12 protein-coding genes and 3 tRNA genes are annotated in these 12569 nt (G+C 69.4%); 9 read left to right on the top strand and 6 right to left on the bottom strand.

Annotation, left to right across the window (positions count from 1 at the left end; translation table 11 throughout):
* Positions 1 to 21 precede the first annotated feature (21 nt).
* The 4 genes from E1287_RS38000 to E1287_RS38015 form a co-directional block, all read right to left on the bottom strand.
* Positions 22 to 1659 carry a ubiquinol-cytochrome c reductase cytochrome b subunit gene (locus tag E1287_RS38000; protein ID WP_131970132.1) on the bottom strand — a complete coding sequence of 546 codons (1638 nt, stop codon included), beginning with the start codon at positions 1657 to 1659 and terminating at the stop codon, positions 22 to 24.
* Between the two features lie 102 nt (positions 1660 to 1761).
* Entirely contained in the window at positions 1762 to 2850 is a 1089-nt protein-coding gene (locus E1287_RS38005; protein WP_131970133.1) for a PrsW family intramembrane metalloprotease, read from the bottom strand.
* Positions 2847 to 3431, bottom strand: a complete 585-nt coding sequence (locus E1287_RS38010; RefSeq protein ID WP_131970134.1) for a hypothetical protein — start codon at positions 3429 to 3431, stop codon at positions 2847 to 2849. The genes E1287_RS38005 and E1287_RS38010 overlap by 4 nt, the downstream gene beginning before the upstream one ends.
* A gap of 111 nt (positions 3432 to 3542) precedes the next feature.
* The gene (locus E1287_RS38015; RefSeq protein WP_131970135.1) at positions 3543 to 4253 is read right to left on the bottom strand and encodes a 2OG-Fe(II) oxygenase; all 711 of its coding nucleotides are present in this window, start codon (positions 4251 to 4253) and stop codon (positions 3543 to 3545) included.
* A gap of 62 nt (positions 4254 to 4315) precedes the next feature.
* Here E1287_RS38015 and E1287_RS38020 point away from each other — a divergent pair, with 62 nt between their 5' ends.
* From E1287_RS38020 to E1287_RS38040, 6 genes are all read left to right on the top strand, one after another.
* Positions 4316 to 5113, top strand: coding sequence for a putative protein N(5)-glutamine methyltransferase (locus E1287_RS38020; protein WP_131970136.1), 798 nt, complete (start codon positions 4316 to 4318; stop codon positions 5111 to 5113).
* A gap of 53 nt (positions 5114 to 5166) precedes the next feature.
* Positions 5167 to 5337, top strand: a complete 171-nt coding sequence (locus tag E1287_RS44335) for an LPFR motif small protein (protein ID WP_165969402.1) — start codon at positions 5167 to 5169, stop codon at positions 5335 to 5337.
* Positions 5338 to 5654: 317 nt separating this feature from the next.
* Positions 5655 to 5725 (top strand) — tRNA-Gly (locus E1287_RS38025).
* 87 nt (positions 5726 to 5812) lie between these two features.
* Positions 5813 to 5884: transfer RNA gene (locus tag E1287_RS38030), tRNA-Gln, on the top strand.
* Positions 5885 to 5910: 26 nt separating this feature from the next.
* Positions 5911 to 5983: transfer RNA gene (locus E1287_RS38035), tRNA-Val, on the top strand.
* A 191-nt stretch (positions 5984 to 6174) separates the two neighbouring features.
* Entirely contained in the window at positions 6175 to 7353 is a 1179-nt protein-coding gene (locus tag E1287_RS38040) for an acyl-CoA dehydrogenase family protein (RefSeq protein ID WP_131970137.1), read from the top strand.
* On the opposite strand, the gene E1287_RS38045 is transcribed toward E1287_RS38040, so the two are convergent.
* Entirely contained in the window at positions 7316 to 8884 is a 1569-nt protein-coding gene (locus tag E1287_RS38045; protein WP_131970138.1) for a hypothetical protein, read from the bottom strand. The genes E1287_RS38040 and E1287_RS38045 overlap by 38 nt on opposite strands.
* Before the next feature lie 540 nt (positions 8885 to 9424).
* Between E1287_RS38045 and E1287_RS38050 the strand changes: the two genes are divergently transcribed.
* The 3 genes from E1287_RS38050 (at position 9425) to E1287_RS38060 (ending at position 11351) form a co-directional block, all read left to right on the top strand.
* Entirely contained in the window at positions 9425 to 9649 is a 225-nt protein-coding gene (locus E1287_RS38050) for a hypothetical protein (protein WP_131970139.1), read from the top strand.
* A 217-nt stretch (positions 9650 to 9866) separates the two neighbouring features.
* On the top strand, positions 9867 to 10256 hold the full coding sequence (locus E1287_RS38055) for a hypothetical protein (protein ID WP_131970140.1): 390 nt from the start codon (positions 9867 to 9869) through the stop codon (positions 10254 to 10256).
* 543 nt (positions 10257 to 10799) lie between these two features.
* Positions 10800 to 11351, top strand: a complete 552-nt coding sequence (locus tag E1287_RS38060) for a DUF2637 domain-containing protein (protein WP_279508425.1) — start codon at positions 10800 to 10802, stop codon at positions 11349 to 11351.
* A gap of 50 nt (positions 11352 to 11401) precedes the next feature.
* Here E1287_RS38060 and E1287_RS38065 read toward each other — a convergent pair.
* Positions 11402 to 12569: hypothetical protein (locus E1287_RS38065; RefSeq protein WP_207934705.1), on the bottom strand; the 1168-nt coding region annotated here is incomplete at its 5' end.

A 12569-nucleotide genomic window follows, 5' to 3' on the forward strand; every position in this document is an offset into this window, starting at 1 on the left:
CCGCCCAAGGGCGCGTGAGATCTATTCGCCGTCCTGCCCCTGCCCGTCGTGGCGCAGGTCGCCCTGGCCGCCGCCGTGCGACTCGCTCTGGTAGTTGAGGTAGAAGCGGTTGACGCGCGTCCGCACCTGCGTGCGGGCGCGGCTCGGGGTCGGCAGCGGGATGAGGTGGTTCGGGTAGGGGGCGACGAGCTCGCCCGGCTGGCGGGCCCGCAGGACGGCCTCCCGCTCGCCTGACGGCTGCTCGTGCCGCTCGTGGAACCCGCCGTCGGGGCTCAGCGAGATCAGCCCGCTCTCCACGCCCTCCTCGCGCTGCAGGAGGTCGCGTCGCTGCAGGCTCAGGCAGACCCGGCGGGTGATGGTGAACGCCAGGAGCGGCGCCACGAAGAAGCCCACGCGGAAGAACCAGGTCGTCCAGAACAGCGGGATGCCGAACACGTACGCCAGGACGTCGTTGCCGCCAGCCGCCCACAGGTTGCCGTACCAGGCGATGACCGCCGCGCCGATCGCGGTCCGGGTCGCGGCGTTCCGCGGACGGTCGAGAAGGTGGTGAAGGCGTTCGTCTCCCGTCGCCCAGCGCTCCACGAACGGGTACATCGCGATGAGCGTGAGGAACACCCCCGGCAGGACGACGGCGGGCAGCAGCACGTTCCACGAGACCGTGTGCCCGAACAGGGTCGTCGACAGCGGCGGCATGATGCGGAGCGCGCCTTCGAGGAAGCCGACGTACCAGTCGGGCTGCGAGCCGACCGAGACCTGGTCCGGCTCGTACGGCCCGTACAGCCAGATCGGGTTGATCTGCAAGAACGCCGCCATCCCGGCCAGGATGCCGAACGTGTAGAGGAAGTACGCGGCGCTTTGCACGGCGAAGTTCGGGAACGTCGGCTCGCCGGTCACCGCCCGCTCCCGCCGTCCCCGGCCCGGCCAGATCGTGTGCGTCTGATGCCAGAGGATCATCAGGTGCGCGGTGATGAGCGCGAGCAGCAGGCCCGGGATGAGCAGGATGTGGACGGTGAACAGCCGCGGCAGGAACGTCTCGCTCGCCGGGAACTCGCCGCCGAAGACCCACAGGCTCAGATACGTCCCGGCGACGGGGATCGACATCACGATGCCCTGCATGATCCGCAGCCCGGTGCCGGACAGCAGGTCGTCCGGGAGCGAGTAGCCCGCGAACCCCTCGGCCAGCGCCAGCCCGAACAGCGTCACGCCGATCAGCCAGTTGATCTCGCGGGGCTTGCGGAACGCGCCGGTGAAGAAGATCCGCATCAGATGGACGGCGATCGCCGCGAGGAAGATGATCGCCCCCCAGTGGTGGATCTGCCGCATCAGCAGCCCGCCGCGCACGTCGAACGTGATGTGCAGGGTGGACGCGTACGCCTCGCTCATCGTGAGCCCGTTCAGCGGCGTGTACGAGCCGTCGTAGACGACCGTGGCGCCGCTCGGCTTGAAGAACAGCGTCAGGTACACGCCGGTGATCAGCAGGACGATGAACGAGTACAGCGCGATCTCGCCCAGCAGGAAGGACCAGTGCTTCGGGAACGCCTTACGGAGGTTCCGCTGCATGAACTCCATGGAGCCGAGCCGGTCGTTGACGCCCCACGCGAGCCTCTCGAGTCGCTCGGCCTTCCCGCCGGTCCTCCCGCCGCCCTTCCGACCCGCCATCGAGATTCTCCCCTGGCCGAGCACCGATTCGCAGGCCGGGTACCCGAGGCCGGGTCGGGCAAACGCGGGCCTCGGGCCGTCAGGCGACGCCGGGGCCGGGCGTCAGGCGACGCGGCGGGGCGAGGGGCACGAGTTGAGGTGGTGGCGCATGTCGCGGACGTCGGCGCGCAGCCGCATGGCGGACCCCGGGTCCCGCTCCAGGCCGCCGAGACCGTCCTCGATCAGGCTCAGCTGCGCGGCCCGGAGCCGGGCGAGCAGCCGGCGCGGCTCCCCGGTCGGCACGTCCCACCGCTCCTTCCGGCGCCACTTGCGGTGGACGAGCACATGGCCCTCGCCCGGCACGAGGACGCCGCGGACCGTCTCGGCGTGGACCGTCCGCCGGAAGTGCGACAGGTAGCGGCGCCGCGCCAGCCGGTACGCGACGATCGCCGCGAGCAGGATCGGCAGGCCCTTCACCGGCAGCAGCGCCACCCCCGGCAGGACGGGCGCGTCCCACCAGGAGTGCAGCGCCATCGCCAGGACGAACGCGCCCGCGGCAACGGTCGCGCTCGTCCGGGACGCCCGCCCGAACAGGCAGCCGAGCCCCGCGCCGCCGATCGCCGTCATCGCCCAGTGGCTCCACCACGCGCCGCCGATGACCCGGCTGCCGAACGAGAACAGCGCCGCGTTCACGTCCTGCGTGGCCCCGGTCAGGACGATCGTGTTCAGCACGTAGAGGAAGTTCTCGGAGATCTGGAAGCCGAGCCCGGTGAGCGCGCCGTAGCCCCAGCCGTCCAGCGGGCCGCGGATCGCGGACGGCGCCATCAGCGCCAGCGTCACCACGCCGAGCAGTTTCAGGATCTCCTCGTCCACCGGGGCGGCGATCGCCGCGCCCCACGCGGAGCTGAAGTCCGTCCCCGCCGTCTTCCCGAGGACCGCCTGGAAGGCCGTGTTCGCGGGCAGCGCCAGCCCGAACGCGGCCAGCCCGCCCCACGCCACCGCGATCAGCGCGTACCCGAGCGGGTGCGACCGGACGGGATGCAGCCGCCGGAGCCCCCAGACGCCCGCGGCCAGCGCCGGTGCGAGGAGCGCGCCGCCGGCCACGGCGCCGACCGGGAACGCGCGGACGGCGGAGTCCATCCCGCGCGCCGCGATCCACGTCCCGGCCACGCACACCGCCGCCCAGAGCCAGAACGCGGGCCTGCGGATCACGGCCCCGTCTCCGACGTCCAGGGTGCCGCGATCGTGAGGGTCCGCACCATCGCGTGGACCTCCGGGGCGACGCTCCGGAACGCGAGCGGGGGACCGGCCGCCGTCACCGTCGCGCCGAGCGTGTCGGTGGCGAAGACCGCCGCCGTGCCCGTCCGCTCCCGGCCGGTGATCGTCCCGGTGAGCCCGGTCAGCCCGTGCGCCGTCATGATCGGGACGGGCCGCGGCCCGAGCTGCGCGCGCCCGCCGACCGCGAGGATGCGGCCCAATCCGTCCCAGAGGTCGCGTGCGTCGAACGGGGCCAGCGGGACGACGACGTTCAGGTTGACCACGACGTCCTCGCTGGTCAGCTCGGCATTACCGGTGAGGGAGGTCGACGCCTCCTCGAGTGCCCACCCGGCGTGCGGGACGGTCAGCGTGATCGGCCGCACGCCGTCGCGGACCGTGCCGACCGACAGGACCGTCCCGGGCGCCAGGGGCTTGCCGCCGCTCCCGAGCGCCTTGTTCAGCAGGGGCAGCCCCGCGCAGAGGACCAGCAGCGTGAGCGCCACGAGACCCGTCCCCCACCATCTCACCCGCGTCACGCAGCCCCCTGATGACCCGTTCAGCGGGGATGCCCCTTGACAAGGGCCCTAAACAAGGTCAGTTCGGGCGGAACGCGGGCTCCCGGTCAGCGGTGGGCGAGTCGTCCGAGCTCAGGCGGCGTCGTGGAACACCAGGCCCAAGGTGTGGCGGCTCCCCGACCGGACGACGCTGACTCCGTGCCGCATCGGCGCCGCCGACCATCCGCGCTTCGTCCGCACCGGACGATCCCGCGTCGTGAAGACCAGCCCGTGGCCACGGGGGAGCAGCGTCGCCGTGCCCCGCGACTGAGCGCGGGCCCGCTGCTCGACCATCATGAACTCCCCGCCGGTGTAGTCGACGCCCGGCTCGTCCAGGCCGATCACGACCTGGAGGGGGAACACCAGGTCGCCGTAGAGGTCGCGGTGCAGGGCGTTCCAGTCGTCCCGGCCGTAGCGCAGGAGGATCGGCGTCGGCCTTGTCTGGCCTGCCGCGTGGCACATGTCCAGCCATTCCGCGAGGGTGTCCGGCCACGGCGCGGGCCGTTCCAGCCGGGCCGCCCATTCCCGCGCGATCGGCAGCAGGCGCGGATACAGCGCCGCGCGCAATTCGCCGACCGGCTCGGGGAACGGCTCCGCGAAATACCTGTACTGGCCTGCGCCGAACCGGTACCGCTCCATGTCGATCGTCGAACGGAACCGTTCCACGTCGTCGTAAAGGGCGGAGACCTCTCCGCACTCCTCCTTGGTCAATAGCGGAGGCGTCAGGGCGCTGCCGTAGGCGTCCATCTCGTCGGCGAGCGCCGTCCAGTCACCCTCCGCGATCCTGTCCGCGTAGATGCTCATGCCTCTGGAACACCGCCCGGCCATGGGGGGTTGCAGGGCCTCGGATAAAGTTGCCGTCGCCCATGACAGGACCCATTACCGAAACCGCCGCCGTCGCGAGGCTGCGCGCCGCGGGCTGCGTCTTCGCCGAGGACGAGGCGCGGCTGATCCTCGCCACGGCCGCCACGCCGGACGACGCGTCCGCGATGGTGGAGCGGCGCGCGGCCGGGCTGCCGCTCGAGCACGTCCTCGGCTGGGCCGGGTTCTGCGGCCTCCGGATCGCCGTCGACCCCGGCGTCTTCGTGCCCCGCCGCCGCACCGAGTTCCTCGTCCGGCAGGCGGCCGCGCTCGCTCCGCCGCGTCCCGTCATCGTCGACCTCTGCTGCGGCTCCGGCGCGCTGGGCGCCGCGCTCGCGTCCGCCCTGCTGGCCGACGGTCGGGACGGGTTCGCGCTGCACGCCGCCGACACCGACCCGGCGGCCGTGCGCTGCGCCCGCCGGAACGTCGAGTCGCTGGGCGGGCACGTCCACGAGGGCGACCTCTTCGCCGCGCTCCCGCCCGCGCTGCGCGGCACGATCGACGTGCTGCTCGCCAACGTCCCCTACGTCCCGGCGAGCGAGCTGGCGCTGATGCCGGCGGAGGCGCGGGTGCACGAGCCGCGCGTGGCGCTCGACGGCGGCGCGGACGGCCTCGACGTCCTGCGCCGCGTCACCGCCGAGGCGCCGGGCTGGCTCGCGCCGGGCGGGCGGCTGCTGTTCGAGACGAGCGAACGGCAGGTCCCGGACGCCGTCGCGGCCGTCGAGCGGGCGGGGCTCGCCGCGACCGCAGCCGAATCCGCGGATTTCCCGGCTCTCGTCGTCATCGGAGCAAAGCCTGTGTAAAACGCCATGCTCGGGTATGAGCGCTAAAGGACGACTTGAAGGAGTGAATCCTTATGCGCCGCATCAGTGCAGCGCTCAGCGCCATCATCGGAACCCTCGCGGGCGTTCTCAGCGCCGTGGCAGGCGTGGTCATCAGCATCGTGACGCTGCCGTTCAGGGTCCTCCAGCGGCTGCTGAGCCCGTCGCGCCGGCGTCCGGCGCGCACCCGCCGCAGGGCCTTCTGACACGTCCTGCTGATCAACGACGGCCGCACCGGGGCCATACGCTGGGTATGGCCCCGGTGCGGTCAGCGCAAAAACCGATTGCCGATGCGTGAGCACATGCCGCACCATATGGGTAACGAGCCGAACGGACGAGCAGAGAAGGGAGCCGCACGATGACCGGGATTCTGACCCAGCGCCTGCGGAGGTCTTCCGATGTTCGCCCGCAGGGCGGTTGCGGCGTCTCGGCGAACGCCTCTGGATAGCCTCGGTGAGGCTCCGCCAGAGGCCGCCAGGGAGGCATCCCCGGCGGCTTTTTCGTGCCCTTCAATCGTTTTCGTGCCGCACAGGTCGAATGGTGAGACACCAGGCTTCCACCCTGGCGAACCGGGTTCAATTCCCGGGTGCGGCTCTGGACTGGACCGGCGGGAGTAACGACCCCCGGCTGGTTCTCCTGTGCCCAGGCGGGCGGACGCCACCGCCCGCCGGCGGGCACCCATGCTGGATCATCCAACAGGCAGGATGCGTGACTCTGAATCACGTCATGCAGGTTCAAACCCTGCTCCAGCAGCGTCCCGGGTATGGCGTCCCGGGCGATGACCGGTAGCTCAGGCGGTAGAGCGGCTGTCCTACAAACAGCGGGTCGCAGGTTCGAGCCCTGTCCGGTCAACCGGCCACGGAAAAGGACGGTCCCGCCGACCCGGACGGGGGCCGGCGGGACCGTCCGCCCGGCGGTGTGACGCGCATCGCCCGGCGCCGCCTTGACTCCGCGCGGCCGTCTCGCTTACTTTGGCGTTCAAATATTGGCCGTCAAAGTAATATGGGCCGTCGTCGACGCGGACGGGGACCCGCGGAGGACCGATGAACGACTATCCCGCCTATGCGCCGTCCAAGGACCACGAGCTGCTGCGGAGCACGGTGCGCGAGCTGGCCGACGCCAAGATCGCCCCGTTCGCGGCGGAGGTGGACGAGGAGTCCCGGTTCCCGCAGGAGGCCCTCGACGCGCTGGTGGCCAACGACCTGCACGCGGTGCACGTGCCCGAGCAGTACGGCGGAGGGGGCGCGGACGCCCTGGCCACGGTGATCGTGATCGAGGAGGTCGCCCGCGCGTGCGCCTCCTCGTCGCTGATCCCCGCGGTCAACAAGCTCGGCACCGTCCCGATCCTCCTGTCGGGCTCCGAGGAACTGAAGGCCAAGTACCTGGCGCCGGTGGCACGCGGCGAGGCGATGTTCTCCTACGCGCTGTCGGAGGCCGAGGCCGGCTCGGACGCGGCGGGCATGAAGACCCGCGCGGTCCGCGACGGCGAGGCCTGGGTGCTGAACGGCACCAAGATGTGGATCACCAACGCGGGGGAGTCGGAGTACTACACGGTGATGGCCGTCACCGACCCGGAGCAGGGCGCCCGGGGCATCTCCGCGTTCGTCGTCGAGAAGGGCGACCCGGGCGTGTCGTTCGGGCCCAAGGAGCGCAAGCTGGGCATCAAGGGCTCCCCGACCCGCCAGGTGATCCTGGAGGACGTCCGCATCCCCGCCGACCGGATCATCGGGCCCGAGGGAAGCGGCTTCAAGACGGCGCTGGCCACCCTGGACCACACCCGCATCACCATCGCCGCCCAGGCCCTCGGCATCGCCCAGGGCGCGCTGGACTTCGCGCTCGGCTACGTCAAGGACCGCCGCCAGTTCGGCAAGCCCATCGGCGACTTCCAGGGCGTGCAGTTCATGCTGGCCGACATGGCGATGCGGCTCGAGGGGGCCCGCCAGCTCACCTACCACGCGGCGATCAAGTCCGAGCGGGCGATGCACGGCGAGAAGATCGCCGACCTGACGTTCGTCTCCTCGGCGTGCAAGACGCTCGCGTCCGACGTGGCGATGGACGTGACCACCGACGCCGTCCAGCTCCTCGGCGGCTACGGCTACACCCGCGAGTTCCCGGTGGAGCGCATGATGCGCGACGCCAAGATCACCCAGATCTACGAGGGCACCAACCAGATCCAGCGCATGGTCATGGCTCGCCAGCTTCTCGGCCGCGAAGGCCGATAGCAGCTGACGTGCTGAAACTCGCCGGTGATGGATCTACAAGATCGTCGGGAACGGCCGTGGTCACAAAGGCCGGCTTACCATGCTCGGTCGATCGGGAGACGATCGGGAGACGATCGGGAGACGATCGGGAGACGATCGGGAGACGATCGGCTCTGATCCCCCTGCGCCGGGCGGCGAGCAGCTCGTTCAGGATCGCCACCGGGGACGTCGGCCAGAGGGCGAGCCGCTGGTCCAAGGTCGCCTCCCACAATGCCTGGAGCCGCTCGCGGAGTTGCTGGCGCATGGACGGAGAGACGTGAGCGTAGGTGCCTCCGATGCCGGGCATGGAGTGACCGAGCCGGTCGTGGGCGAGGACATTGGAGGTACCGATCTCGTCCAGCCACACCCGCTGGGAGTGCCTGAACTTGTGGGGGGTCAGGTCCCCGTTGATCGGCAGCCACGACGCGAGCTCGAGGTCGCGGACGTGTCCGACGGCACGGGCATCGGCTGCGCGGGACTCGTGCGGGATGCTGCGAGTTCGTCGGGCCGACGAGCATCGGGAACGGGGCTGCGCATCGCAGTAGAGACAGGGAACTGCGAGGGCGTCCACGACGGGCTGGTCGTAACGTGCCATGCCCCGAATCCGGGGTGGAGACCAGTCGGGGCCAGACGCGCAAGGCCAGGCGGGCCGCAACGGGGTTCCGGGCCATCCGGCGGCCATGTCGACCAGGACGGGCCGAGGTGGGGCGCCGCTGGACCGTCCGGGGCGGGGCCGCCGAGCGGGAATCATCCCGGAGACGGCCTGCTCCCAGGGGAACTCGGTGTAGCTGCGGTGGAGGCGGTGCCCGCCTTTGGGGTTGAGGAACAGGAAGTCTCGGCCGCCGCAGCTGCAACCGCATGGGACGAACCGGGTGTTGACCATATGCCGAGTGATCATCTGAGCCAGGAACGGCGGCAGGTCCACGGCGCCGAAGTACTTCGGGTGGTCGTTGCGGTAGGAGCCCTCTTTGGGGGGACGAAGCCGAGACGGCTTGTCCTGCGGGTCGAGTTGTACTTCCACAACCAGGGCATCACCGCGGTAATGCTCTCGCTGCAAGGCCATCAGCTCACCCCAGCGCAGGCCGCACCAGGCGCACACCGTCCACATGACGAAGTCGTCGTCCCGCCCAGTCAGCACAGCGCACCGCTCGGCGACCAGCAGCGCCTGCAGCGGCGTCGCCCACACCGAAGGTCCGGAGTCCTGGACGGCCAGGGCGCGCCGCTCGACCACCTTGCCGCGCAGGCGGCGGCGTGAGGCAGCGTTGACGTCGACCAGACCCGCGTCATAGGCGTCACCCAGGATGGTGGCCAGGAGGTTGCGGGCGTTGTTGATGGTGTTGTAGGCGTATCGGCGTTTCAGGTGGTTCTCCCACGCCTGAACCTCCTCACGGTCATAGAGCGTGTTGACGGGCCGGTCGCCAAAGGCCGGGTAGATCCTGTTGCGCAGGTGCCCGTTGTAGGCGATGAGGCTGCCGTCCTCGAGGCTTTGGGCGGGCAGCCACCGAGTCTGCACCCATTCCCGCAGGATGATCTCGCCAGCGTAGGGGTCTCGGCCGGCGCCGCGGGCTCGCCGCCGCCCGGCCAGGAGGCGTTGCCACTGGTCGAGTGTGACACCCTCGACGGGCGGTCCGACCCACAGTGCGACCAGGCTGCGGATCTCGGCTTCTTTATCGTTGGCGGCGTTGAGCGCGTCGGTCTAGGTGGTGAAAGGATAGCCGCCGTCCTTGTGGGTGGACACGGTGCCCCATTGGGGGATGACGCCTGGGGGGTTGCGGTAGCGGCCACGGAAGTAGCGACCGCGTTTCTCGACGTAGGCCATGGCGAATGGCCGGGCGCTTACCCAGCTAGAGGTGGGCGCCCAGTTTCTCCTTCCGGGGAGGTCGTGACGGTCAGCGCAGGCAGATTTCGAGCCTCAGCAGGGGAGATGAGGTTGGACATCCGACCGACAGTTCCTACGGGCCACCGGGTTGGGCCCTGCACGCGGGACCCCTCTGTGCCGTCGTCGGCTCATAGACGAGGAGAAGCGTCGGCGTCGTCTGACACCATGGCCGGCATGCCCCGCGACGTCGTGCACCACCTCTACTTCGACCCCGCCAGGGATCTCGTCCCCTACTGCGGGGTGACTCCCGGTCCCGACGCGGAGACAGGCGACTGGCACACCGGTCACGATCGGTACCTGCTGCTGGAGTGCGTCTCCGCAGGTGTGGCGTGCTGCGGCACCTGCCTCTCCTGCGAGGCTCTCGGCGGATGGACGCCGCTCATCATGGAAGAGGGCTGATCGCCACGGCCGTGCCGCTCCGCCGAACTTGATGTCACCCCCCGGAGCCGCAGAGCCACCATCACGCGCGATCTTGCCCCACCCACCGGGCATCCCCCATCCGTTGTCGAACAGGCATTCGACTATTTGTGCCATGTGAACCGCTTTCTGTGACATCGTGGCTGGCAAACGAGGATGCCGTAGTGAATGCGGCAGACGGATGCAGAGGGAGACGACCATGATTGCCAGGAGCGTCAAGTGGACCGCAGTTGCCGCGGCTTTGACCATCATGGCCGCTCTCACGCTCTCCGCCTGCGGCGGAAGCGACCTCGACGGTGCGTACTACGACGAGGACGGCAGAATCACCATCGACGGAAGCAGCATCTCGTACCATACGTTCGGGTGCGAAAGCACCGGGAAGAGCGCCGTCATCATCAACGACAAGGCGAAGAAGACCGGCGAACTCAACGACGCAGGCGACCAGGTCATCTGGTCGGGCGGGCGCGGCACCGAACCGATCACCGTCAGCAAGAGTGGCGACACCATCGACATCGACGGCAAGCAGTACGCCGCGATGGACGAGAAGGAAGCCATGGACGGGTACAAGAGCATGTGCGGGCAGAATTGAAGTGCAACAATCCGTGAGGGGCTAACCGGATAACCGTCCGTGTCGGCTGCGGTGGTGGGTCGGTGCGCGATGAGTTATGCCCGGCCGCGGTCTTACAGCCGTTGTCGTGGTCGACGCCGGTGGCCTGTCTGTTGTGGGTGGAAGTGCCCGGGACTCAGCTCGGCCTCAGTCTGGCCCCAGGTGTCCGGGCTGGCTTGCCCGGCGCATGGTGTTTGGGCTGGTGAGGGGTGGCGCGCCCGGCAGGATTCGAACCCGCGACCGTCGGATTAGAAGGCAGCAATTCTAGATATCGAACGCTGTCGCTCCGTCCCATTGTGTACGGATACCAGCGACCTTTGTTGCCATTCTGTGCTGCCTGCTGTTAGCGCGTTCCGCGACATACGAGCAAACAACGAGCGAACACGACCTGGTGTCCCGCTGGTTCGAGCCCTCTGGAGGGCCTGCAGAACATGGGAACGGGCTCGACCAGGCTTCCTCTCGTAGAGGAGCGGTTCTCCCTCCCCGGTGCGCCTCGGGGGGAGGGGGAACGGCCGTAGCCGAAGGGTGGCAGGTCGGAGCGATCGGGCGATCCGGTGGGCAACCATCGTTAGCGTCATCGTGCTGGCTGGGATCGCGGCGGTGTTGTCGTACAAGCACACGTACGCGCTGGTCCGCCAGTACGGCGAGACCTCATGGACGGCGGCGCTGTTGCCGGTGTCGGTGGATGGGATGATCGCGGTCTCTTCGATGACGTTGCCCGCCGACTCCCGGCAGGGGCGGCCTAGTGGCTTTCTGCCGTGGGCGCTGCTGGCCGGAAGCGCCGCGGGCTTGGCGGCCAACGTGGCAGTGGCCGAGCCCTCGCTGGTGGGAAGGATGATCGCCGCCTGGCCCTCGGCGGCGTTGATCGGCTCCTATGAGTTGTTGACGCGCCAGGTCCGACGAGGCGCTGGACCGTACACCGAGTCGAGCGCCGCCGCCTCGGGCATGGTTCACGCCAGTTCCGCGGCGACTCAAGGTCCCACTGAGACATCCCATAGATTGCCACGTGTCGAGAACGCCAAGGGGACCCCGACGGCGGATATGTTGCGGCTCGGGCTGTATAGCGAGCGTCTGTAGGCACCGGGTGAGCGTGAACTCGACGTGGCCGTGCCCTTGAGGACGTCTTCTCACAAGGGAACGTGGCAGCACGGGTCAGCAGGTGGCGGCCGGTGTTCCCCTCGCCAGGGATCGGCGACAGAGACCAGGGCCGCGCGGTCCAAGAGCGCGCGCATATGCGAATTACGGCTGAACGGACGGCCGCGGGAGCGCAGGAACTTGAGTGCGGCGTCAGCACGTTTGGAATAGAGGAATGGATAGTCGTCGAGAAAATGATGCCAGGCGGCGATGCACTCTTCCAGCCGTCCTTGACCGAGATGGAGTTCGGCGAGCCGGGCCGTAGTGATGGCTCTGGCCCTGCGCTCGGCCGGGGGCCGGTGGCGAACTGATTCGATGAGAGCGGCGATCGCATTATTCTTGTCCCCGAGCGCTGCCAGCGTGAGGGCTTGCTGGTGGGCGAGAGCGGCGAAGTGGTAGGCGCCCATGGGACCGGGTGCGCTCGTTGCCTTGCTGAGATGCCGCTCGGCGATGGTCAGGGAGGCCAGGGCGTCGGCGGGTGCATGCCTGGCTGCGTGAGCCATGGCGAGTTGGCCGTGGATGAAGGCTTGGCTGAGAGGGTCGGCCCGTTTGGTGGCGGTGGCGGTGGCGGCTTCGGCCAGGTGGAGGGCATGTCTGTAGTGCCCCAGGGCCCAGGCTTGGGTGGACATGCCGCGCAAGACGATCGCGTACGCGAGCGGGTCGTTGTTTTCTGCAGCCAACTGAAGCGCGATACGGTAATAGCGCTGGGCTAAACCATTGGCCCGATCGTCAAAACACATGAACGCACAGAGATAGGTCAACTGGGTGGCGGCAGAGAAGACCCGGCGGCGTGTTGCCGGATGCATGGGCTCGCGCAGGCGCGGCACTATGTCATCCGCCAGATAGCCGCCCAGGGCACGGCGTGCATGCCCGCCGCCGAAGGTGTCGGCGTTCGCGGAGAACAGGGCTGCCATCGCTTCGATGACGTCGGCGTACGCCGCGGTGAGCGGAACGTGCCCTGGACGGCGCGGGGCCCGCCGCGCGGGAAGCGACGCCGTCGCCTGAGCCCAGTCGGGGACGGCGAGTGTGGCCAGGTTGAGCGCGCACGACGGCTTCACCTCCCGCCTTCCTCGTCTGAGCCCAGGGTGCCGGTCGGCCAGCCGGCCAAGCTCGGCCACGAGGTCCTCTTGCCAGATCGGCTGGGGGATGGTGTTCGGGGTC

The organism is Actinomadura sp. KC06 (assembly GCF_004348735.1).
Taxonomy (GTDB): domain Bacteria; phylum Actinomycetota; class Actinomycetes; order Streptosporangiales; family Streptosporangiaceae; genus Spirillospora.

Bases quoted from the DNA above. Each gene is read 5' to 3' on its own strand.
- E1287_RS38000 (WP_131970132.1), bottom strand. From the start codon at position 1,659: ATGGCGGGTCGGAAGGGCGGCGGGAGGACCGGCGGGAAGGCCGAGCGA.
- E1287_RS38015 (WP_131970135.1), bottom strand. From the start codon at position 4,253: ATGAGCATCTACGCGGACAGGATCGCGGAGGGTGACTGGACGGCGCTC.
- E1287_RS38020 (WP_131970136.1), top strand. From the start codon at position 4,316: ATGACAGGACCCATTACCGAAACCGCCGCCGTCGCGAGGCTGCGCGCC.
- E1287_RS44335 (WP_165969402.1), top strand. From the start codon at position 5,167: ATGCGCCGCATCAGTGCAGCGCTCAGCGCCATCATCGGAACCCTCGCG.
- E1287_RS38040 (WP_131970137.1), top strand. From the start codon at position 6,175: ATGAACGACTATCCCGCCTATGCGCCGTCCAAGGACCACGAGCTGCTG.
- E1287_RS38050 (WP_131970139.1), top strand. From the start codon at position 9,425: ATGCCCCGCGACGTCGTGCACCACCTCTACTTCGACCCCGCCAGGGAT.
- E1287_RS38055 (WP_131970140.1), top strand. From the start codon at position 9,867: ATGATTGCCAGGAGCGTCAAGTGGACCGCAGTTGCCGCGGCTTTGACC.